This window comes from Kineococcus rubinsiae (assembly GCF_011839805.1).
Taxonomy (GTDB): domain Bacteria; phylum Actinomycetota; class Actinomycetes; order Actinomycetales; family Kineococcaceae; genus Kineococcus; species Kineococcus rubinsiae.
In genome coordinates this window covers 1-20,015 of the sequence record NZ_VWPY01000050.1, presented here as the reverse complement: position 1 = coordinate 20,015, position 20,015 = coordinate 1, and the positions used below count along the sequence as shown (strand labels likewise).

The 20,015-nt window shown below is 75.0% G+C and carries 15 protein-coding genes and 1 pseudogene; 6 read left to right on the top strand and 10 right to left on the bottom strand.

What is annotated here, in order from left to right:
* Positions 1-29: 29 nt before the first annotated feature.
* From F1544_RS18480 to F1544_RS18470, 3 genes are all read left to right on the top strand, one after another.
* Positions 30-944, top strand: coding sequence for a glutamate ABC transporter substrate-binding protein (locus F1544_RS18480; RefSeq protein ID WP_167587592.1), 915 nt, complete (start codon positions 30-32; stop codon positions 942-944).
* 165 nt (positions 945-1,109) lie between these two features.
* Positions 1,110-1,772 carry an amino acid ABC transporter permease gene (locus F1544_RS18475; protein ID WP_167587591.1) on the top strand — a complete coding sequence of 221 codons (663 nt, stop codon included), beginning with the start codon at positions 1,110-1,112 and terminating at the stop codon, positions 1,770-1,772.
* Entirely contained in the window at positions 1,769-2,617 is an 849-nt protein-coding gene (locus tag F1544_RS18470) for an amino acid ABC transporter permease (protein WP_167587590.1), read from the top strand. The genes F1544_RS18475 and F1544_RS18470 overlap by 4 nt, the downstream gene beginning before the upstream one ends.
* A gap of 9 nt (positions 2,618-2,626) precedes the next feature.
* On the opposite strand, the gene F1544_RS18465 is transcribed toward F1544_RS18470, so the two are convergent.
* From F1544_RS18465 to recA, 3 genes are all read right to left on the bottom strand, one after another.
* A complete protein-coding gene (locus F1544_RS18465) occupies positions 2,627-3,607 on the bottom strand; it encodes an aldo/keto reductase (protein WP_167587589.1) in 981 nt (326 codons plus the stop codon).
* Between the two features lie 158 nt (positions 3,608-3,765).
* On the bottom strand, positions 3,766-4,239 hold the full coding sequence (locus F1544_RS18460) for a regulatory protein RecX (protein WP_308470172.1): 474 nt from the start codon (positions 4,237-4,239) through the stop codon (positions 3,766-3,768).
* A gap of 65 nt (positions 4,240-4,304) precedes the next feature.
* Entirely contained in the window at positions 4,305-5,351 is a 1,047-nt protein-coding gene (gene recA / locus F1544_RS18455; RefSeq protein WP_167587588.1) for a recombinase RecA, read from the bottom strand.
* 293 nt (positions 5,352-5,644) lie between these two features.
* On the opposite strand from recA, the gene F1544_RS18450 reads away from it, so the two are divergent.
* Complete coding sequence (locus F1544_RS18450) at positions 5,645-6,625, top strand: SMP-30/gluconolactonase/LRE family protein (protein ID WP_308470171.1); 981 nt, start codon at positions 5,645-5,647, stop codon at positions 6,623-6,625.
* 9 nt (positions 6,626-6,634) lie between these two features.
* On the opposite strand, the gene F1544_RS18445 is transcribed toward F1544_RS18450, so the two are convergent.
* Positions 6,635-6,862 (bottom strand): DUF3046 domain-containing protein, encoded by a 228-nt coding sequence (locus F1544_RS18445; RefSeq protein WP_167587587.1) that lies wholly within the window; start codon positions 6,860-6,862, stop codon positions 6,635-6,637.
* Positions 6,863-6,947: 85 nt separating this feature from the next.
* Between F1544_RS18445 and F1544_RS18440 the strand changes: the two genes are divergently transcribed.
* Together F1544_RS18440 and F1544_RS18435 are read left to right on the top strand one after the other, a co-directional pair.
* The gene (locus F1544_RS18440; protein ID WP_167587586.1) at positions 6,948-11,840 is read left to right on the top strand and encodes an Lhr family helicase; all 4,893 of its coding nucleotides are present in this window, start codon (positions 6,948-6,950) and stop codon (positions 11,838-11,840) included.
* Positions 11,841-11,927: 87 nt separating this feature from the next.
* Positions 11,928-12,815 carry a DNA-formamidopyrimidine glycosylase family protein gene (locus F1544_RS18435; protein WP_167587603.1) on the top strand — a complete coding sequence of 296 codons (888 nt, stop codon included), beginning with the start codon at positions 11,928-11,930 and terminating at the stop codon, positions 12,813-12,815.
* A 353-nt stretch (positions 12,816-13,168) separates the two neighbouring features.
* On the opposite strand, the pseudogene F1544_RS25910 reads toward F1544_RS18435, so the two are convergent.
* The 6 genes and pseudogenes from F1544_RS25910 to F1544_RS18405 all read right to left on the bottom strand — a co-directional run.
* Positions 13,169-13,492 (bottom strand): annotated as a pseudogene (locus F1544_RS25910) (helix-turn-helix domain-containing protein); the annotation flags it as partial.
* A 227-nt stretch (positions 13,493-13,719) separates the two neighbouring features.
* Positions 13,720-14,199 carry a CinA family protein gene (locus tag F1544_RS18425; RefSeq protein ID WP_167587602.1) on the bottom strand — a complete coding sequence of 160 codons (480 nt, stop codon included), beginning with the start codon at positions 14,197-14,199 and terminating at the stop codon, positions 13,720-13,722.
* Between the two features lie 74 nt (positions 14,200-14,273).
* Entirely contained in the window at positions 14,274-14,861 is a 588-nt protein-coding gene (gene pgsA, locus F1544_RS18420) for a CDP-diacylglycerol--glycerol-3-phosphate 3-phosphatidyltransferase (protein WP_167587585.1), read from the bottom strand.
* Positions 14,858-16,327 (bottom strand): 30S ribosomal protein S12 methylthiotransferase RimO, encoded by a 1,470-nt coding sequence (gene rimO / locus F1544_RS18415; RefSeq protein WP_167587584.1) that lies wholly within the window; start codon positions 16,325-16,327, stop codon positions 14,858-14,860. Before rimO ends, pgsA begins: the two co-directional genes overlap by 4 nt.
* Before the next feature lie 94 nt (positions 16,328-16,421).
* Positions 16,422-17,177, bottom strand: a complete 756-nt coding sequence (locus F1544_RS18410; RefSeq protein WP_244309094.1) for an NYN domain-containing protein — start codon at positions 17,175-17,177, stop codon at positions 16,422-16,424.
* Between the two features lie 72 nt (positions 17,178-17,249).
* Positions 17,250-19,802: a DNA translocase FtsK gene (locus tag F1544_RS18405; protein ID WP_167587601.1), complete on the bottom strand. Its 2,553-nt coding sequence runs from the start codon at positions 19,800-19,802 to the stop codon at positions 17,250-17,252.
* Positions 19,803-20,015: the final 213 nt, after the last annotated feature.

Below are 20,015 nucleotides of genomic sequence, written 5' to 3'. Positions count from 1 at the left end.
CGCACGACCGAACCTCAGGAGGACCCCGCATGACGCGCACCCGGACGACCCTCACCGCCACGGTCTTCGTGGCCGCCCTGACCCTGGCCGCCTGCGGCAACGAGGGCTCCCCCACCACCGGGACGGGCGGCGGCGGGTCCGCCAGCGGCGACGCGGCCCCCAGCTACGCCGTCGCGAGCGACGTCGCCATCACCGGCAGCCCGACCTTCGACAAGATCAAGGCCGCCGGCAAGGTCCGGATCGGCGTGAAGGCGGACCAGCCCGGCATCGGCCTCAAGGACGCGGCGTCGGGGCAGTACGCCGGCTTCGACATCGAGATCGCGAAGCTCATGGCCGCGAAGCTGGGCTTCGCGCCCGACGCGATCGAGTACACGGAGACCGTGTCCGCCAACCGCGAGCCCTTCCTGCAGCAGGGCACCGTCGACCTCGTCGTCGCCTCGTACACGATCAACGACAAGCGCAAGGCCGTCGTGGACTTCGCCGGGCCGTACTACATCGCCGGGCAGGACCTCCTGGTGGCGAAGGACGACACGAGCATCACCGGCGTCGACGCGCTGTCGGGCAAGAAGGTCTGCTCGGTCGAGGGCTCCACGCCCGCGACCCGCATCCGCGACGAGCACCCCGAGGCCACCCTCGTCACCTTCGACACCTACTCCAAGTGCGTCGAGCAGCTCACCTCCGGGTCCGTCGACGCCGTCACCACCGACGACGCGATCCTGCGCGGGTACGCGGCGCAGCAGCCCGACGTGCTGAAGGTCGTCGGCGCGCCGTTCAGCGAGGAGCCCTACGGCATCGGTCTCGCCAAGGGCGACACCGCGCTGCGCAACGCCCTCAACGACGCCATCGAGGCCGCGGTCTCCGACGGCGACTGGAAGAAGGCGTACGACTTCACCCTGGGGGGCAGCGGGACCGACCCCGAGCCGCCCACCGTCGACCGCTACTGAGCGGTCCCCCCGACCGGGCGGTCACCTCAACGACGCGGTGGCCGCCCTCAGCAGTCGATGTCCCCAGCAGTTCCCCGCCGACGGCACGCGCCGCCGGCAGCAGGACCGTCCGCAGTCCCCCGCGTGCGCCCCTTCCCCAGCGCACGGACCACGACAGGAGACGACGTGCAGGTCATCGTCGACAACCTCGACACCTTCGGGCGCGGGGTGTGGGGAACGGTGGTGCTGTTCCTCTGGGCCACCGCGGGTTCCCTGGTCTTCGGCACGCTGCTCGCGGTGCTGCGGGTGGCGCCCAGCGCCGCGATGCGGGCCGCCGGGACCGCCTACGTCAACCTGGTCCGCAACACGCCGCTGACGCTGATCATGGTGTTCTGCGTGCTCGGCCTGCCCATCCTGCGGATCACCTTCACCGACGCGGTCGGGACGCAGTTCCGGATCTACGCGATCCTCGCGCTGGTGGCCTACACGTCCTGCTTCGTGTGCGAGGCGATCCGCTCGGGGATCAACACGGTGCCCGTGGGGCAGGCGGAGGCGGCCCGCGCGATCGGGCTGCCCTTCGGCCAGGTCCTGTCGCTGGTGGTGCTGCCGCAGGCCGTGAAGGCCGTCATCCCGCCGCTGGGCAGCGTCCTCATCGCCATGCTGAAGAACACCTCGATCGCCTCGGCCGCGAGCAACTACGAGCTGATCTCCGCCATGCGCAACCTCATCGAGCAGAACGGGAACGCCGTGATCGCGATCCTCCTGGGCATCACGGTCGCCTACGTCCTGCTGGTCGCCGTGGTCTCCGTGGTGATCGCCCTCCTCGAGCGAGCGGCGGTGACGGTGTGACCAGCGTCCTCTACGACGCCCCCGGGCCCCGCGCCCGGGCGCTGAACCGCGTCCTGAGCGTCGTCGGCCTGGCGATCGTCGTCGGCGTCGTCGCCTTCGTCGTGTGGCGACTGCAGTCGGCCATGCAGCTGACCGGCGCCAAGTGGAGTGTCTTCTCCTACACCGACATCCAGCGCGCCCTGCTGCGCGCGTGGTGGGCGACGATGAAGATCGCCCTGGTCGCCATCGTGCTGTCGGTCGTGCTCGGCGCGGTGCTGGCGGCGCTGCGGCTGTCGACGGTGCGGGCGCTGTCCCTGCCGGCGACGGTGCTCGTGCAGTTCCTGCGCGCCCCGCCCGTGCTGCTGATGATGTTCTGGTTCTTCTACGGCGCCAAGGGCGCGATCCCCGTGTTCTGGTGCGGCGTCCTGGGGCTCACCCTGTACAACGGCGCGATCATCGCGGAGATCCTCCGCGCCGGGGTGCGGGCCCTGCCCACCGGCCAGCGCGAGGCCGGCCTGGCCATCGGGCTGTCGGCGGGCCAGGTGACCTGGACGATCCTGCTGCCGCAGGCCCTGCGCTCGATGCTGCCGTCGCTGCTCGCGCAGGTCGTCGTCATCCTCAAGGACACGGCGCTGATCTACATCCTCGGCTACTCCGAGCTGCTGCGCTGGGGCACCGGCCTCGGCACGCAGTACTTCAACCTCGTGCCCGCCACCCTGGTCATCGCGGCCGTCTACATCGCGACGAACTCGATCGTCGCGGGCGCCGCGAAGCTGCTGGAGCGGCGGTTGTCCACGACGAGCCGGACGACGCGCACGGCCGCCATGCCGGGGATGCCCGAGCAGGTGGGCAGCGGCGCGGTCTGAGCCCGCGGCTCAGCTCCCCGACCGCGGCGAGACCCGCGCGCGCAGGGCGTCGGCGAACGTCCGGCCCGCGCCGACCGGCCGGAACGCCCGCGCCGCGGCGGTGAGCGCCGCCTGCTCGTCCGCGGCGAGGTCGAGCTCGGCGGCGGCCACGTTGAACTCCAGCTGCTCGACGCTCGAGGCGCCGGGGATGACGACCACCCGCGGCAGGCCGAGCAGCCACGCCAGCGCCACCTGGGCGGGCTTCGCGTCGTGCGCGGCCGCGACCTCGCGGACCGCGTCGAGCAGCGAGGCGCCGCGGCGGAGGTTCTCGGCCGAGAAGAGGGGGTTGAGGGCGCGCATCCCGCCCGGGCGGTGGTCGGCGTCGTACCGGCCGCCGAGGAAGCCCTGGGCCAGCGGCGACCAGGCCATGACGATGCGGTCCTCGCGCTGGGCGAAGGGCACGAGGTCCTCCAGCGGGCCGGGGTGGGCCAGGGAGAACTGCACCTGGTTGCTCACGACCGGCTGCCCCAGGGCCGCGTCGGCCTTGCGCCAGCGGGCCAGGGAGTAGTTCGAGACGCCGACGGCGCCGATGCGCCGCTCGTCCAGCAGCCGCCGCATCCCCGGCATGATCACCGTGTCAGGGAACAGCGGGTTGGCCTGGTGCACCTGGTAGAGCGGGATGCGGGCCAGCCGCAGCCGGCGGGCGCTGCCGTGGGCGCGGGCATGCACCACGGCCGGCAGCGGCGCGACGGGGAACACCTTGCTCGCGACCACGACGTCACCCCGCTCGTCGCCGAGCGCGGCGCTGAGGATCCGCTCGCTGCGTCCCGTGCCGTAGACCTCGGCGGTGTCGAAGAGGGTGACGCGGAGCTCGCGGGCCCGGCGGACGATCGCGTGCGCGGTCCCGGACTCGTACTCCTGCCCGTAGCCCCACTCCCGGGAGCCGAACTGCCAGGTGCCGAGACCCACGCGGCTGACCGGGCCGAGACCGTCGACGTCGAGGAAGCGCATGGCATCAGTCTCCGTCGCCCGGCGACGGGGCGCCCACCGGCCCTCTTCGGCTTCGGCTCCCGACAGGCACCTCCGGGCGGGGCCTAGGGCCCAACCGGGCCCCGGTCCCACCGCGACGGACCTGCGCTCCGGCGCCGCCGCACCCGGTCCGGGACGCGTCAGTCGTCGAGCGGTTCGCCCGTGACCTCGAGGTCGAGCGCCTCCCGCACCAGGCGGAACGCCAGACCGGCGGAGTACCCGCGACGGGCCAGCGCGCCCGTCAGGCGACGCTGACGACGGGCCGGGTCCATGCCGCGGGTGGCCGCGAGGGGCCGCCGGAGCACCTCGCGGGCCGCGGCCTGCTCGGAGGCGTCGGTGACCTGGGCCAGCGCCTCCGCAGCCGTGTCGTCGTCGACGCCCTTGGTCCGCAGCTCCTGCGCGAGGGCGCGCCGCGCGAGCCCCCGCGAGCGCTGCCGGGTGCGCACGAGCGCCCCCGCGAACGCGGCGTCGTCGACGAGGCCGACCTCCTCGAGACGGTCGAGGACCGCGTCCGAGACCGGCCCGGGGACGTCCTTGGCCGCCATCTTCTCGGCCAGCTGAGCGCGGCTGCGGGGAGCCATCGCCAGCTGCCGCAGCGCGACGGCTCGCGCCACCTCGTGCGGGTCCTGCTCCGGGGCCCTCGTCGCCTCCGGAGCCGGACCGCCGCGCTCCCGTCGGCTCAGAAGTCGACCTTCTCCTCGGCCGCGGCCTCAGCCGGGGCGTCGAGGCGGGCGCCGATGCCGAGCTTCTCCTTGATGCGCTTCTCGATCTCGTCACCGAGATCGGGGTTGTCGCGCAGGAAGGCGCGGGCGTTCTCCTTGCCCTGACCCAGCTGGTCGCCCTCGTACGTGTACCAGGCGCCGGCCTTGCGGACGAAGCCGTGCTCGACGCCGAGGTCGATGAGGCCACCCTCGCGGGAGATCCCGAGGCCGTAGATGATGTCGAACTCCGCCTGCTTGAACGGCGGGCTCACCTTGTTCTTGACGACCTTCACGCGGGTGCGGTTGCCGATCGGCACCGTCCCGTCCTTCAGGGTCTCGATGCGGCGGACGTCCAGGCGCACGGAGGAGTAGAACTTCAGCGCCTTGCCACCCGTGGTCGTCTCGGGCGAGCCGAACATGACGCCGATCTTCTCGCGCAGCTGGTTGATGAAGATGGCGGTCGTGCCGGAGTTGCTCAGCGCACCGGTGATCTTGCGGAGCGCCTGCGACATGAGCCGGGCCTGCAGGCCGACGTGGCTGTCGCCCATCTCGCCCTCGATCTCGGCGCGCGGCACGAGCGCGGCCACCGAGTCGATGACGATGACGTCGAGCGCACCGGAGCGGATCAGCATGTCGGCGATCTCGAGCGCCTGCTCCCCCGTGTCGGGCTGGGAGACGAGCAGCGCGTCGGTGTCGACGCCCAGCTTCTTCGCGTAGTCCGGGTCCAGGGCGTGCTCGGCGTCGATGAAGGCGGCGATGCCGCCCGCGCGCTGGACGCTGGCCACGGCGTGCAGGGCCACGGTCGTCTTGCCGGAGGACTCCGGGCCGTAGATCTCCACGACGCGACCGCGGGGCAGGCCACCGATGCCGAGCGCGATGTCGAGGGCGATGGAGCCGGTGGGGATGACTTCGATGGGCGGGCGAACTTCGTCGCCGAGCCGCATGACCGAGCCCTTGCCGAACGCCTTGTCGATGTTCAGCAGAGCGGCGTCGAGGGCCTTCTCGCGGTCCGCAGGAGCGGGCATGTCCTCACCTCAGGTGTTGGGGCGGCCGGCTCCCCGGACGGGGATGGGCCTGGCGTGTCGTCGGTGCGTCCGACCTCAGGAACGTTAGGACCCGCCTCCGACACGGACCCCGCGGAGAGCGGGACGTGTGCACGACGGGAGCCTCGGCGCCCCTGTGGACCCCACGAGGATATCCGTACAAGCGTTCGACGGGGAGCTCCCGCCGCCCGCGTGTCGCGCGCGGCGCCGGGAGCCGCCCGCAGCGGCGGCGCTACCGTTCGGCCGACACCGCCGTCCGACCCAGGAGCAGCCCCGTGAGCACCACCCCCACCCCCGGCACACCGCAGCTGCTCGACCCGCGCGCCGCCGCGCTCCTGGACCCGGGCGCCGTGCTCGAGCAGCTGGGCACCGGGACCACCTGGGCCGAGGGCCCCGTGTGGGTGCCCGCGCTGGACGCCCTGCTCTACAGCGACATCCCGGGCGACCGGATCATGCGCTGGGACGCGGCCGGCGGGCTGCGCGTGCACCGCGACGGCGTCGAGTTCACCAACGGCCGGACCCTGGACCACGAGGGCCGCGTCATCGCCTGCTCGCACGGGCGCCGCGCGGTCGAGCGCACCGAGCACGACGGCAGCACGACCGTCCTGGTGGGCTCCTACGCGGGCAAGCGGTTCAACTCCCCCAACGACGTCGTCGTCGCGGCCGACGGCGCGATCTGGTTCACCGACCCCGCCTACGGCATCACGGTCGAGGTCGAGGGGCACGAGGGCTTCCGGGAGTACGGCGACAACTGGGTCTTCCGCTACGACCCGGTCACGACGGAGCTGCGGCCCGTGGTCACCGACGTGGAGGAGCCCAACGGGCTGGCCTTCTCCCCCGACGAGTCGCTGCTCTACGTCGCCGACACCTCCGCCGCCCCGGTGCCGGTCGGCGGGTCGCACCGCCTGATCCGGGTCTACGACGTGCTGACCGGCACGCACGGCGGGCGCGGCCCCGGTGAGGTGCCGTCGGGTCCCGTCGTGAAGAACGGGCGGGTCTTCGCGGAGATGGACCGCGGCCTGGCCGACGGCTTCCGGGTCGACGTCGACGGCAACGTCTGGACCTCCAACGGCGACGCGATCAGCGTCTTCACCCCGGACGGGACGCGCCTGCTCGACCTCGTGGTCGGCGAGGTCGTCGCCAACCTGTGCTTCGGCGGGGCCGACGGGTCGGAGCTGTTCGTCGCGGCCTCGACGAGCCTGTACCGGATCCCCACGCGCACGCGCGGCGCCGACCTCTGGTGGCTGCGGGCCTGAGCCGCGGGGTCAGCCCCGGCGGCGGGCCGCCTTGTCGCGGCCGAGGCGGCGCTCGGGCGGCACGTCGAGGGCCTCGCACAGCGCGAGCCAGATGACCTTCGGGTCCTCCCCCGCGTCCAGGGCGGCGTCCGGCGTGCGGTCGCCCAGCGCCAGCAGCACGTGGTCGGCGGCCAGGGAGCGGCCGTAGGCGCTCCCGAACTCCTCGTCGACCAGGGTCCAGAACTCGCTCACGCGCATGGCGGGAGCTTGGCACGCCGGGGGCTCCCGCTCGACCGCTGCCCGGCCGCGGGCACGTGTCGGAGGCGGGTGGTGTGATGACCGCATGACTCCGCCGCGCAGGTCCGACGCCGTCCCGGAGTCACCGACCACCGCGGCCGCCGGCGCCGACCTCCCCCTCGACGCCGACACCGTGCTGGGCCGCTTCTCCCCCGCGACCCGCGCCTGGTTCACCGGGGCCTTCGCCGCCCCCACCACGGCCCAGCTGGGCGCGTGGGACGCGGTGAGCCGGGGGCAGCACGCGCTCGTCGTGGCCCCCACGGGGTCCGGCAAGACCCTCTCGGCCTTCCTCTGGGCCCTGGACCGCCTCGCGGGCGAACCGGTCCCGGAGGACAAGGACCTGCGCTGCCGCGTGCTGTACGTCTCCCCGCTGAAGGCCCTCGCGGTCGACGTCGAGCGCAACCTGCGCAGCCCGCTGACGGGCATCCGCCAGGCCGCGCAGCGCCTCGGCCTGCCCGTGCCGGAGGTGCGGGTCGGGGTCCGCTCGGGCGACACGCCCGTCGAGGAGCGCCGCGGCTTCACCCGCAACCCGCCCGACGTCCTCATCACGACGCCGGAGTCGCTGTTCCTGCTGCTCACCTCCAAGGCGCGCGAGCAGCTGCGCGGCGTGCGCACCGTCGTGCTGGACGAGGTGCACGCCATGGCGGGCTCCAAGCGCGGCGCCCACCTCGCCGTCTCCCTCGAGCGCCTCGACGCCCTCGTGCAGGCCGCCGGCGGCGAGCCCACGCAGCGCGTGGGGCTGTCCGCCACCGTGCGGCCCGTCGACACCGTCGCGGCCTGGGTCTCCGGCGGGCGGCCCGTGAGCGTGGTGCAGCCGAAGTCGGAGAAGCAGTTCGACCTGCGCGTGGTCGTCCCCGTCGAGGACATGTCCGACCTGGACTCCTCCGGCCGCGGCCCGAGCAGCGACGACCTCAGCGGCCAGGCCGCGGGCGACCCGCGCCGGGCGAGCATCTGGCCGCACGTCGAGGAGCGCATCGTCGACCTCGTCGCCGAGCACCGCTCCACGCTCGTCTTCGCCAACTCCCGCCGGCTCTCCGAGCGCCTGACCGCGCGGCTGAACGAGGTCTGGGACGAGCGGCTGCACCCGGAGGAGGCCGAGGCGACCCCGCGCGACCCGGCCCGCCCGGCCCCGCGGGCGCCGGCGGAGCTGATGGGCGGCGCGGACGCCTCCCGCAGCGCCCCGCCGATCCTTGCGCGCGCCCACCACGGCTCGGTCTCCAAGGAGCAGCGCGCGCTCATCGAGGAGGAGCTCAAGGCCGGGCGCCTGCCCGCGGTGGTCGCGACGTCGAGCCTGGAGCTCGGCATCGACATGGGCGCCGTGGACCTCGTCGTCCAGGTCGAGTCGCCCCCGAGCGTGGCCAGCGGCCTGCAGCGCGTCGGGCGCGCGGGCCATCAGGTCGGTGCCGTCTCGCGCGGCGTGCTGTTCCCCAAGTTCCGCGGCGACCTGCTGCAGACGGCCGTGGTCGTCGAGCGCATGCGCGACGGGCGCATCGAGGAGCTGCGGATCCCGGCGAACCCCCTGGACGTGCTGGCCCAGCAGATCGTCGCGATGGTCGCCATGGACGAGTGGACGGTGCCCGAGCTGCACGACCTCGCGCGCCGCGCGACCCCCTTCGCCACACTCAGCCGGGCGGTGCTCGACGCCGTCCTCGACATGCTCTCGGGCCGCTACCCCAGCGACGAGTTCGCCGAGCTGCGCCCGCGCCTGGTGTGGGACCGCGTCACCGACACCCTCACCGGGCGCCCGGGCGCGCAGCGCCTCGCGGTGACCAGCGGCGGCACCATCCCCGACCGCGGCCTCTTCGGCGTCTTCCTCGCGGGCGGCGAGGGCCCCGGCCGGCGCGTCGGCGAGCTGGACGAGGAGATGGTCTACGAGTCCCGGGTCGGCGACGTCATCACCCTGGGCTCCTCGGCCTGGCGCGTGGAGGACATCACCCACGACCGGGTGCTCGTGACCCCCGCCCCCGGGCAGCCGGGGCGCCTGCCGTTCTGGCACGGCGACGCCCTCGGCCGCCCCGCGGAGCTGGGCCGCGCCCTGGGCGCCTTCGTGCGCGAGCTCGGCGGGCTCGACGGCGGCTTCGGCGGCGACGCGGCCCGTGCGCGCGTCGCGGCGGCGGGGCTGGACGCCTGGGCCACCGACAACCTGCTCGCCTACCTCCTGGAGCAGCAGGAGGCCGTCGGCGTCGTGCCGGACGACCGGACGATCCTCGTCGAGCGCTTCCGCGACGAGCTGGGCGACTGGCGCATCTGCATCCACTCCCCCTTCGGCGGCCAGGTGCACTCGCCGTGGGCCCTGGCCCTGGGCGCCCGGATGCGCGAGCGCTTCGGCGTGGACGTCCAGGCGATGCCCGCCGACGACGGCATCGTCCTGCGGCTGCCCGACCTCGACCTGCCCGACGGCCAGGCCCCCGACGTGGCCGACCTGGTGATGCTGGAGCCGGCCGAGGTCGAGGAGCTCGTGACCGCCGAGATCGGCGGGTCGGCGCTGTTCGCCTCCCGCTTCCGCGAGTGCGCCGCGCGCGCCCTGCTCCTGCCCCGCCGGCAGCCGGGCCGGCGGCAGCCGCTGTGGCAGCAGCGCCAGCGCTCGGCGTCCCTGCTGCAGGTCGCCAGCCGCTTCCCGAGCTTCCCGATCGTGCTCGAGGCGGTCCGGGAGTGCCTGGCCGACGTCTTCGACGTCACCGGCCTGCGGCAGCTGATGACCGACCTCGGCGCCCGCACCGTGCGGGTCGTCGAGGTGGAGTCGCAGCAGCCGTCGCCCTTCGCCCGCGGGCTGATGTTCGGCTACGTCGCGCAGTTCCTCTACGAGGGCGACTCGCCGCTGGCCGAGCGCCGCGCGGCCGCGCTGGCGCTGGACCCGAGCCTGCTCGCGGAGCTCCTGGGCCGCGGCGAGGGGGCGGCGCTGCGCGACCTGCTCGACCCGGACGCGGTGCAGCGCACCGAGGACGAGCTGCAGCGCCTCGTGCCCGAGCGCCGCAGCCGCGACGCCGAGGACGTGGCCGACCTGCTGCGCGTGCTGGGCCCCCTGACCACCGCGGAGGTGGTCGCCCGCAGCGGACGCGACAGCTCTGCCTTCGACGCCGCACCCGAGGAGGGCGACGCACCCGCGGCGCCGCGGCCGGAGGTGGCGCCGCTGCCCGAGGGGGAGGTAGCCCGCTGGCTCGTGGGCTTGGAGGACGCGCGCCGGGTGATCCGCGTGCGCATCGCGGGCGAGGAGCACTGGGCCGCGATCGAGGACGCCGGGCGGCTGCGCGACGGGCTGGGCACGCCCCTGCCCGTCGGCATCCCCGAGGCCTTCACCGAGCTCGTCGCCGACCCGCTCGGTGAGCTGTTCGGCCGCTACGCCCGCACGCGCGGCCCCTTCACCGTGGTCGACGCGGCCTCGCGCTTCGGCGTCGGCCGCGCCGTGGCGCACGACGCGCTGCGGCGCCTGCAGTCCGGCGGCCGCCTCGTCGAGGGCGAGCTGCGCCCCGGCGGGACGGGGCTGGAGTTCTGCGACGCCGACGTGCTGCGCATCCTGCGCCGGCGCTCGCTGGCGGCGCTGCGCGCCGACGTGGAACCCGTGCCGCCGCTGGACCTGGCCCGGTTCCTGCCCGCCTGGCAGGGCATCGGCACCGGCCTGCGCAGCCGGCTGCGCGGGGTGGACGGCGTCCTGCGGGCCGTCGAGCAGCTCGCCGGGGCCGTGGTGCCCGCGAGCGCGCTCGAGCCGCTGGTGCTGGCCAACCGCGTCGAGGGCTACCAGCCCGCGATGCTCGACGAGCTCATGGCGGCCGGGGAGGTCCTGTGGGCGGGGCACGGGAGCCTGCCCGGCGACGACGGGTGGGTCTCCCTGCACCCGACCGACCTGGCGCCCCTGACCCTGCCCACCCCGGACGAGGGGCCCGGCGGGGCGGCCGACGGTCCCGACACCGAGCTGCACCGCGCGGTGCTCGCCGCCCTGGACGGCGGCGGCGCCTACTTCTTCCGGCGCCTCTCCGACGCCGTCGGCTCCACGGACGACCCCGGCCTGACCGCGGCGCTGTGGGACCTGCTGTGGGCGGGACGGATCACCAACGACACCCTGGCCCCGCTCCGGGCCCGGCTCGGCTCGGGCCGCGGCGGGGCGCACAAGGCGAAGAAGGCCGCGCCGCGGGCCCGCTACGCGCGCTACGGGGCGCGGCGACCGGGTGCGGGAGCCGGCCTGCGCGGCGGGGTGGAGATGCCGTCGCGCACCGGCCCGCCGTCCGCGGCCGGGCGCTGGTCCCTGCTGCCCGCCGTCGAGCCCGACCAGACGGTGCGCGCCCACGCCACGGCCGAGGTCCTGCTCGACCGCCACGGCGTCCTCACCCGCGGCGCGGTGATGACCGAGCGGGTGCCGGGCGGGTTCGCGGCCGTGTACCGCGTGCTGGCCGCCTTCGAGGAGGCCGGCCGGGCGCGGCGCGGGTACTTCGTCGAGGGGCTCGGCGCCTCGCAGTTCGCGACCGCGGGCGCGGTCGACCGGCTGCGCGACGCCGCGCGCCCGGTGGGGGGCGGGCGGCGGCCCTCCGACCGCCGCGAGGGGCGGGAGGACGCCGGCCCGGGTGCGCTCGTGCTCGCGGCCACCGACCCGGCCAACCCCTACGGCGCCGCCCTCGGCTGGCCCGAGCGCGAGCAGGTGGCGGCGGGGGCGACGGGCCACAAGCCGGGCCGCAAGGCCGGCGCGCTCGTGGTCGTCGTCGACGGCGACCTGGTGCTCTACGTCGAGCGCGGCGGCCGCTCGGTGCTGTCGTGGTCGGCGGAGCCCGCCGTCCTGCAGCCCGCCGCCGACGTGCTCGCGCTCGCGGTGCGCGACGGCGTGCTCGGCAAGCTGACGGTGGAGAAGACCGACGGGACCGGCGTGCTCGAAGCCGACTCCCCGCTCGGCCACGCGCTGGAGTCCGCGGGCTTCCACGCCACCCCGCGCGGGCTGCGGATCCGCACGTGACCCGCAGCACGACGACGGGACCCGGGGCGGCGACCCGCACCTACGGGGTTGCCGTCTCGGGCGGCACGACCGAGGAGGGCGGTGCCGGTGCCCGAGGGTGACGTCGTCTGGCGGACCGCGCGGCGCCTGCACCAGGCGCAGGCGGGGCGGGAGGTGACCGCGTGCGACCTGCGCTGGCCGAGCCTGGCGACGGTCGACCTGACCGGGCGCACGGTCGTCGAGGTCGTCAGCGCGGGCAAGCACCTGCTGACGCGCCTCACCGCGACCGACGACGAGCCCGCCGTGACCCTGCACAGCCACCTGCGCATGGAGGGCTCCTGGTACGTCGAGCGCACCGGGGAGCGGGACGGGCGGCGCTCGGCCAGCGGGATCCGCGCGGTGCTCGAGAACGCGGAGTGGACCGCCGTCGGGCACAAGCTCGGCATGCTCGACCTCGTCGCGACCGCGCACGAGGACGAGCTCGTCGGGCACCTGGGGCCGGACCTGCTCGGGCCGGGGTGGGACCCGGTCGAGGCCGAGCACCGGCTGCTGGCCGACCCGGGCCGCGCCGTCGGCGAGGCCCTCCTGGACCAGCGCGTCCTCGCGGGGGTCGGGACCTTCTACCTGGCCGAGGCCTGCTTCCTGGCGCGGCTGACGCCGTGGACGCCCGTGCGGGACCTGCCCGACCCGGCCAAGCTCATCGACCTGGTGCACCGGCTGCTCGACGTGAACAAGGAGCGGGTCGACCAGGTGACGACAGGCGACCTGCGCCGCGGCCGGCAGAACTACGCCCACGCCCGCTCGGGGCTGCCGTGCCTGCGCTGCGCGGGGACCGTGCGCGTCGCACCGGTGGGGGTGCCCCCGCAGGACCGGACGGCGTTCTTCTGCCCCGGCTGCCAGGTCGGCCCGACGCCCACGGACGACGGTCGTCCGCAGCGTCCTCTGGGCTCGTCGAGGCGCAGCGGCGCGGCTCCGGCGTACCGCACCCGGCGCTGACGTCGGCAGTGCTCGCAGCGCGACGTCCCCGGGCCGTCAGGTCGCGAGGCGCACGTCTTCATCGCTGAGGCGTCGTGGTCGCGCGGATCACAGGGCCGCAGCCGGCCGAGGCCGACCGCACGCAGCACCGGCCGGATGAGAGCCGGTGCCGCGGAGGGACGTCAGGCCGCGGGCACCAGGCGGCGACGCAGGATGAGCTCGAGCTCGTCGGGGAGGCCGTCGAGCTCGACGGAGAACTCGCGGTGCTCCTCGGCCGACAGCCCCGCCACGGCGGAGTCGACGGCGGCCGCGGCGTCGGCGGAGTGCTCCGCCGCGGCGGTCCCGTCGGCGTCGGCGCTCTGGTCGGGGAGGTCGGCCTCGGTCAGGGGCACGAGGGCCGGGACGGCCACGGGGGCCGGCGGCGGCGTGATGAAGCCCTCCGCGGCGTAGGGGCGGCGGACGCCCTCCTCGTGCGCGATGCGGCGGGTGACCTCGCCCATGACGCGGGACAGCGGGACCTCGAGAGCGGAGCAGATGGACGCCAGCAGCTCGCTGGACGCCTCCTTCTGACCGCGCTCGACCTCGCTGAGGTAGCCGAGGGACACGCGGGCGGTCGAGGAGACCTCGCGCAGCGTGCGCTGCTGACCGCGGCGCTCGTCACGCAGCACGTCACCGATGGTGCGGCGGAGCACGACCATGCGACGGCCTCCCTCGGGTGGTCGAGAGGGCAGACCTCGCAGTGCCGTCTGGGGGACCGGCACTCCTCGGTGGCTGCCTGTAGTGGTGTCTCCACCGTACCCCGCGGTACGCGGAGCGGTCTTGGCGGGAGAGGAGTTGCGCACGATCAGCTCAACTCTCGGAAGGCACCGGGTGTTCCGGACGCGACGCAGGTCACGGGCGCTGAGCCGGGGCGGCCCGGGCCCGTTCAGCGCAGGGCGAGGACGGCCATGACCTCGGCCAGCGCGCGCTCGACGGAGGCGGCGCGGACCTGCGCCCGGTCCCCCGCCAGGGCGAGGAGCCGGTGCCGCGCGCCGCCCGGGAGCCAGTCCGCGGCGATCCCGAGGTACACGGTCCCGGCCGGGTGCCCGTCGGCCGCGTCGGGGCCGGCGACGCCCGTCGTCGCCACGGCGAGGTCGGCACCGAGCACGCGCCGGGCGCCGCACGCCATCTGCTCGGCCACCTCCCCGTCCACGGGGCCGGTGGCGGCGAGGCGGTCGGCGTCGACACCCAGCACGGCCGCCTTGAGCTCGGTGGCGTAGGCGACGACCGCCCCGCGGACGACCGTGGACGCTCCGGGCACGTCGACCAGGGCCGCGCACACGAGCCCGCCCGTGAGCGACTCCGCCGTCGCGACCAGCACGCCCGCCGCGCGGAGGGCGGCCACGACCTCCTGCGGGGTCACCAGTGGGCCGTCCGCCACGGGCTCCCGCACCGACTCGTCCAGCACCGACTCGTCCGGCACCGTCTCGTCCGGCACCGTCAGGCCCGGCCGCGGGCGAGGCGCCACGCCACCACGAGGTACTCGCGCGCCGTGACGAGCGTCAGCACGACGGCGACGACCATGACCACCTGCGCGACGACGTGCAGCGGGCCGCCCAGCGGCAGGACGTAGAGGCCCAGCGCCACGGACTGCACGACGGTCTTGACCTTGCCGCCCTTGCCCGCCGGGATGACCCCACGGCGGATGACCAGGAAGCGCGCCACGGTGACCAGGACCTCGCGGGCGAGGATCAGGACGGTCGCCCACCACGTGAGGTCGTCCTGCAGGGACAGGACCACGAGCCCCGCCCCGATGAGCGCCTTGTCGGCGATGGGGTCGGCGATCTTGCCGAAGTCCGTGACCCGGTCCCAGCGGCGCGCGAGCTGCCCGTCGTAGCGGTCGGTGATGATCGCCGCGAGGAACGTCGCGAAGGCGGCCAGGCGCCACCCGGTGGACGTGCCGCCCTCGTGGGCGAGGAAGTACACGAAGAGCGGGACCGCGACGATGCGGAGCACGGTCAGCGCGTTGGGCAGGTGGAGGCGGTGCGCAGTGCGCCACTCGAAGCCGGCGCCCGCCCGGGGGCTCACGCGGGCACCGTCGCGCGGGCTCCCAGCGGCTCGGCGAGCAGGTCGGCGCCGGCTGCTCCGGTGACGCGGGCCCGGACGATGTCGCCCACCGCGACGGTGACGCCCGGGGGCAGCTCCAGCTCGGTCTCGCCGTCGACGTCGGGGCCCTGGTGGGCGGCGCGGCCCGTGACGTGCGCGTCGCCCTCGGCGTCGACCACGGCCTCCACCAGCACCTCGACGACCTCGCCGAGGCGGTCCTCGGCGCGCTGGGCGACGAGCTCCTCGACGAGGCGGGAGACCCGGTCGGCGCGCGCGGCGACGACCTCGTCGGGCAGGTGCCCGTCGAGGCCCTCGGCCTCCGTGCCGTCCTCGTCGGAGTAGGGGAAGACGCCCGTGACGTCCAGGCGCGCCTGCTCCAGGAACGAGCACAGCTCGTCGACGTCGGCCTCGGTCTCGCCGGGGAAGCCGACGATGACGTTGGAGCGCACACCCGCGAGGGGCGCCCGCTGCCGGACCTGGGCGAGGAGGTCGAGGAACGGCTGGGTGCCGCCGAAGCGGCGCATGCGGCGCAGCACGGTCGGCGAGGAGTGCTGGAACGACAGGTCGAAGTAGGGCACGACGCCAGGGGTCTGCGTCAGCGCGTCGAGGAGGCCGGGGCGGACCTCGGCGGGCTGCAGGTAGGAGACGCGGACGCGCTCGATGCCGTCGACCGCGGCGACCTTCGGCAGCAGGGCCTCCAGCGCGCGCAGGTCGCCCAGGTCCTTGCCGTAGGAGGTGGTGTTCTCGCTGACGAGGAACACCTCCTTCACGCCCTGCTCGGCTAGCCAGCGGGCCTCGGCGAGGACCTCGTCGCCCGGCCGGGAGACGAAGGAGCCGCGGAAGGCGGGGATGGCGCAGAACGTGCAGCGGCGGTCGCAGCCCGCGGCGATCTTGATGGGCGCCCACGGCCCCGTGCCGAGGCGGCGGCGCACCACGCGCGGTCCGCTGGCGGGGGCGAGCCCCTCGGGCAGCTCGGTGAGCACCACGGGGGCCGGTGCTGCCGCGGCCTTCGCCGCCTGCCGCGCGGCCGGCGCCAGCGGCAGCAGGCTGCGGCGGTCGCGCGGGACGTGGGAGGCCGGCTTCGCGCCGTTGAGGATGCTCTCCAGGTGGGTGGAGAGGTCGGCGTAGGAGTCGAAGCCGAGCACGGCGTCGGCCTCGGGCAGCGACTCGGCGAGCTGGTTGCCGTAGCGCTCGGCCATGCAGCCCACCGCCACCACGGCCTGCGTGCGCCCCGCCTCCTTGAGGTCGGCGGCCGCGAGGACGGTGTCGATGGAGTCCTTCTTCGCCTGCTCGACGAAGCCGCAGGTGTTCACGACGGCGACGTCGGCCCCGTCCGCGTCGTCGACCAGGGTCCAGCCGGCGTCCGCGAGGCGGCCGGCGAGCTCCTCGGAGTCCACGTCGTTGCGGGCGCAGCCGAGGGTGATGAGGGCGACGGAACGGTCAGGCACGTCGGTCAGGGTACGTGCCCCGCGGGCCCCCGCGTGCTCCCTTGTGGCGCGACCCCGCCCGCCGGGGCGCTCGCTCAGGCGCCGGGGCGCTCGCTTAGGCGCCGCGGACCCGGGTCGGGGCCGGGGAGGGCACCCGGTGGATCTCCGCGACCTCGGGCGGGCCGGGCTCGGGGTGGGCCTCGCCCCCGTCGAGCGTGGGCGTGCGCTCGGGGACGGGCTCGTGGCCCGCGTCGTCCAGCAGGGCCCGCATGGGCCGCGTCGGGCGGAACCAGCCGCCGTCGGGCGGCAGCGCCGTGAGGCGGGTGCGGCCGAGGGAGACCTGGAACGCCCCCGGCACGTCCTCGAGGTCGATGAACTCGATGAGGGGCGACTCCTGGGCGTAGCCCGCGACCTCCGCGAAGGACAGCACGACGCACCGCACGCCGGCGCGGTGCAGCTCCTCCAGCGGGCCGAGGAAGTTGCGCCCGTCCCCGCTGGCCACGACGACGCGGCGCAGCCGGTGGGAGGCCTGCCGCTCGGCGATGTGGCGGAGCATGGCGTCGTCGACGTCGTCCTCGGGGTGCACCTTGGGGCGCGCGAAGACGGAGTAGCCGAAGCTGCGCAGCGCCTCGATCCAGCCGCGCAGCGACACGGCGCTCGTGGGGTGCACGTTGGTGAACACGCAGCCCTCGACCTCGTGGTCGGCGGCCTCGGACAGGAACCACCGCGCGATGGCGTCGAAGCGGGGCCGGTCGGAGGACGCGGGACGCGATCCGAGGATCGCGGACAGCGTCATGTCGACGTTGGGCGCGTCCCACACGAGCAGGTCGAGGTCACGCCGGGACGGCTCGTGGGGGCGGGGCACATCCATGCGTTCAAGTTACACGGAGAGTCACCGCTGTGCGACGCAGTGGTGGCTCTCCGTGACGTGTCGTCCGGGACGTCAGCCGCGGTCGGTGAGCTCCCAGGCGTCCTCGCCCGGCTCGTCCGACTCGACCTCCTCCAGCGCCGCCATCCGGGCGCGGTTGGCGTCGCGCACGAGGTCGATCGGCTCGTCCGTCCCGGCGGGCGGGCCCGCGGGCACGTCGTCGCCGCGCATCAGCGCGAGCGTCCCCGGGAGGTCCTCGGCCCGCACCAGGACGTCGCGGGCCTTCGACCCCTCGCTGGGCCCGACGACCCCGCGCGACTCCAGCAGGTCCATGAGGCGCCCCGCCTTGGCGAAGCCCACGCGCAGCTTGCGCTGCAGCATCGAGGTCGAGCCGAACTGCGTGGTGACCACCAGCTCCGTGGCCTGCAGCAGCACGTCGAGGTCGTCGCCGATCTCCTCGTCGACCTGCTTCTTCTGCGCCGGGGCGACGACGTCCTCGCGGTAGGCGGGCTGCAGCTGCGACTTCACGTGCGAGACGACGGCCTCGATCTCGCTCTCGGTGACCCACGCCCCCTGCACGCGCATCGGCTTGCTGACGCCCATGGGCAGGAAGAGCGCGTCGCCCTGCCCGACGAGCTTCTCGGCGCCCGGCTGGTCCAGGACGACGCGGGAGTCGGCCAGCGACGACGTCGCGAAGGCCAGCCGGCTCGGCACGTTGGCCTTGATGAGCCCGGTGACGACGTCGACGCTCGGGCGCTGGGTCGCCAGCACCAGGTGGATGCCGGCGGCGCGCGCGAGCTGGGTGATCCGCTGGATGGACGCCTCGACGTCGCGCGGCGCGACCATCATCAGGTCCGCGAGCTCGTCGACGATCACCAGCAGGTAGGGATAGGGCTGCAGGACGCGCTGGCTGCCCGGGGGCGGCGTGACCTTGCCCGCCTTCACGGCGCGGTTGAAGTCGTCGAGGTGCTTGAAGCCGTAGGCCGCGAGGTCGTCATAGCGCACGTCCATCTCGCGCACGACCCACTCCAGGGCCTCGGCCGCCTTCTTGGGGTTCGTGATGATCGGCGTGATGAGGTGCGGGATGCCCTCGTAGATCGTCAGCTCGACGCGCTTGGGGTCCACGAGCACCATGCGGACCTCGTCGGGCGTCGCCCGCATGAGGATCGAGGTGATCATGGAGTTCACGAAGCTCGACTTGCCGGCGCCCGTGGCGCCCGCGACCAGCAGGTGCGGCATCTTGGCGAGGTTGGCCACGACGTAGCCGCCCTCGACGTCCTTGCCGACGCCCATGACCATCGGGTGCTCGTTGCGCGTGGCGACCTGGCTGCGCAGGACGTCACCCAGCGACACCGTCTCGCGGTCGGTGTTGGGGATCTCGATGCCGATCGCGGACTTGCCGGGGATCGGCGACAGGATCCGCACGTCGGCGCTCGCGACGGCGTAGGCGATGTTCTTCGACAGCGCGGTGACCCGCTCGACCTTCGTGCCGAGGCCGAGCTCGACCTCGTAGCGCGTGACGGTCGGGCCGCGGGAGAACCCGGTGACCTTGGCGTCGATGTCGAACTGCGTCAGGACGCCGGACAGGGCCTCGACGACGCGGTCGTTCGCGGCGCTGCGGGCCTTCGGCGGCGTGCCGGGGTTCAGCGCGGCGTCGTCGGGCAGCGAGTAGGTGATGTCGCCCGCGAGCGCGAGCTGCTCGATGCGCGGCGGCATCGGGGTGTGCGGGGGCGCCTGCAGGTCCTTGGGCTGGCTCGCCGGCACCGAGGAGCCGACGACCTCCGGCACCCGGTGCGCGGCGGCCCCCTCGTCGTCGGGGTCCTCCTCGGTGCGCGCGACGGCGGACGGCACGTCGGAGGGGACGGGGCGCTTCTCCCCCGGCCGCGGGCGGCGGCCCTCGGCGGGGTCCGCGGGGTCGGTGTCGGCGGCCTGGACGAAGGCCTCGTCGCCGGGGCGCGCGACCTCCTCGGCCTCGGCGGCGGCGCGGCGCCGGCGGCGCGGGGTGGTCTCCGCGGCCTCGGGGCGACCGTCCCCGGGTGCCGCGTCGTGGTCGCGCGGGTGGTGCGTAAGCCGCTCGTAGCCCTCGCGCAGGCGCACCGGGATCGCGTGCACGGGCGTCGCGGTGACCACGAGGAGCCCGAAGAACCCGAGCAGGACCAGCAGCGGCACCGTGACCCACGTCGTGAGCGCGCTGGACAGCGGCACCGAGGCCAGGAAGCCGATCATGCCGCCGGCGTCGGTGACCGCGGCGGCGCCCGCGGCGCCCGTCGGCGACGGGGCCCCGGCGGCGAGGTGCACCAGGCCGGAGGCGGACAGGACCAGCGCCGTGGTGCCGACGACCGCGCGGGTCGTCGTGCGGGTGTGGTCGGGGTGGCGCAGCAGGTGCACCGCGAGGGCGAGCAGGACGACCGGCAGGGCGAGGGCGACCTCGCCGAAGGTGCCGGCCACGACGGCGTGGATGACGTCGCCCGCGCGGCCGGTGAGCCCCCACCACTCGCGGGCGGCGACGACGATCGCGAGCGCCAGCAGCGCGAAGCCGACGCCGTCGCGGCGCAGCTCCGGGTCGAGGTCGCGCGCGCCGGTGCCGATGCGGCGCGCTCCCCCGCCGACGACGTGGGCCAGGCCCATCCACACCGAGGACACGGCCCGCACGGGCCACGGCGGGACGGTGCGCACGGGGGCGGGCGCGGGGCGGCGGGTTCCGGCAAGACCGTGACGGGCATGACCGTGCTCGGCCTGCCCCCGGCCGGCTCGGTGGTCGGCGGCTCGATCGAGTACGGGGGGACCGACCTGCTGAGGCTGTCGGCGCGGCAGCACAACGCGCTGCGCGGGGACCAGCTG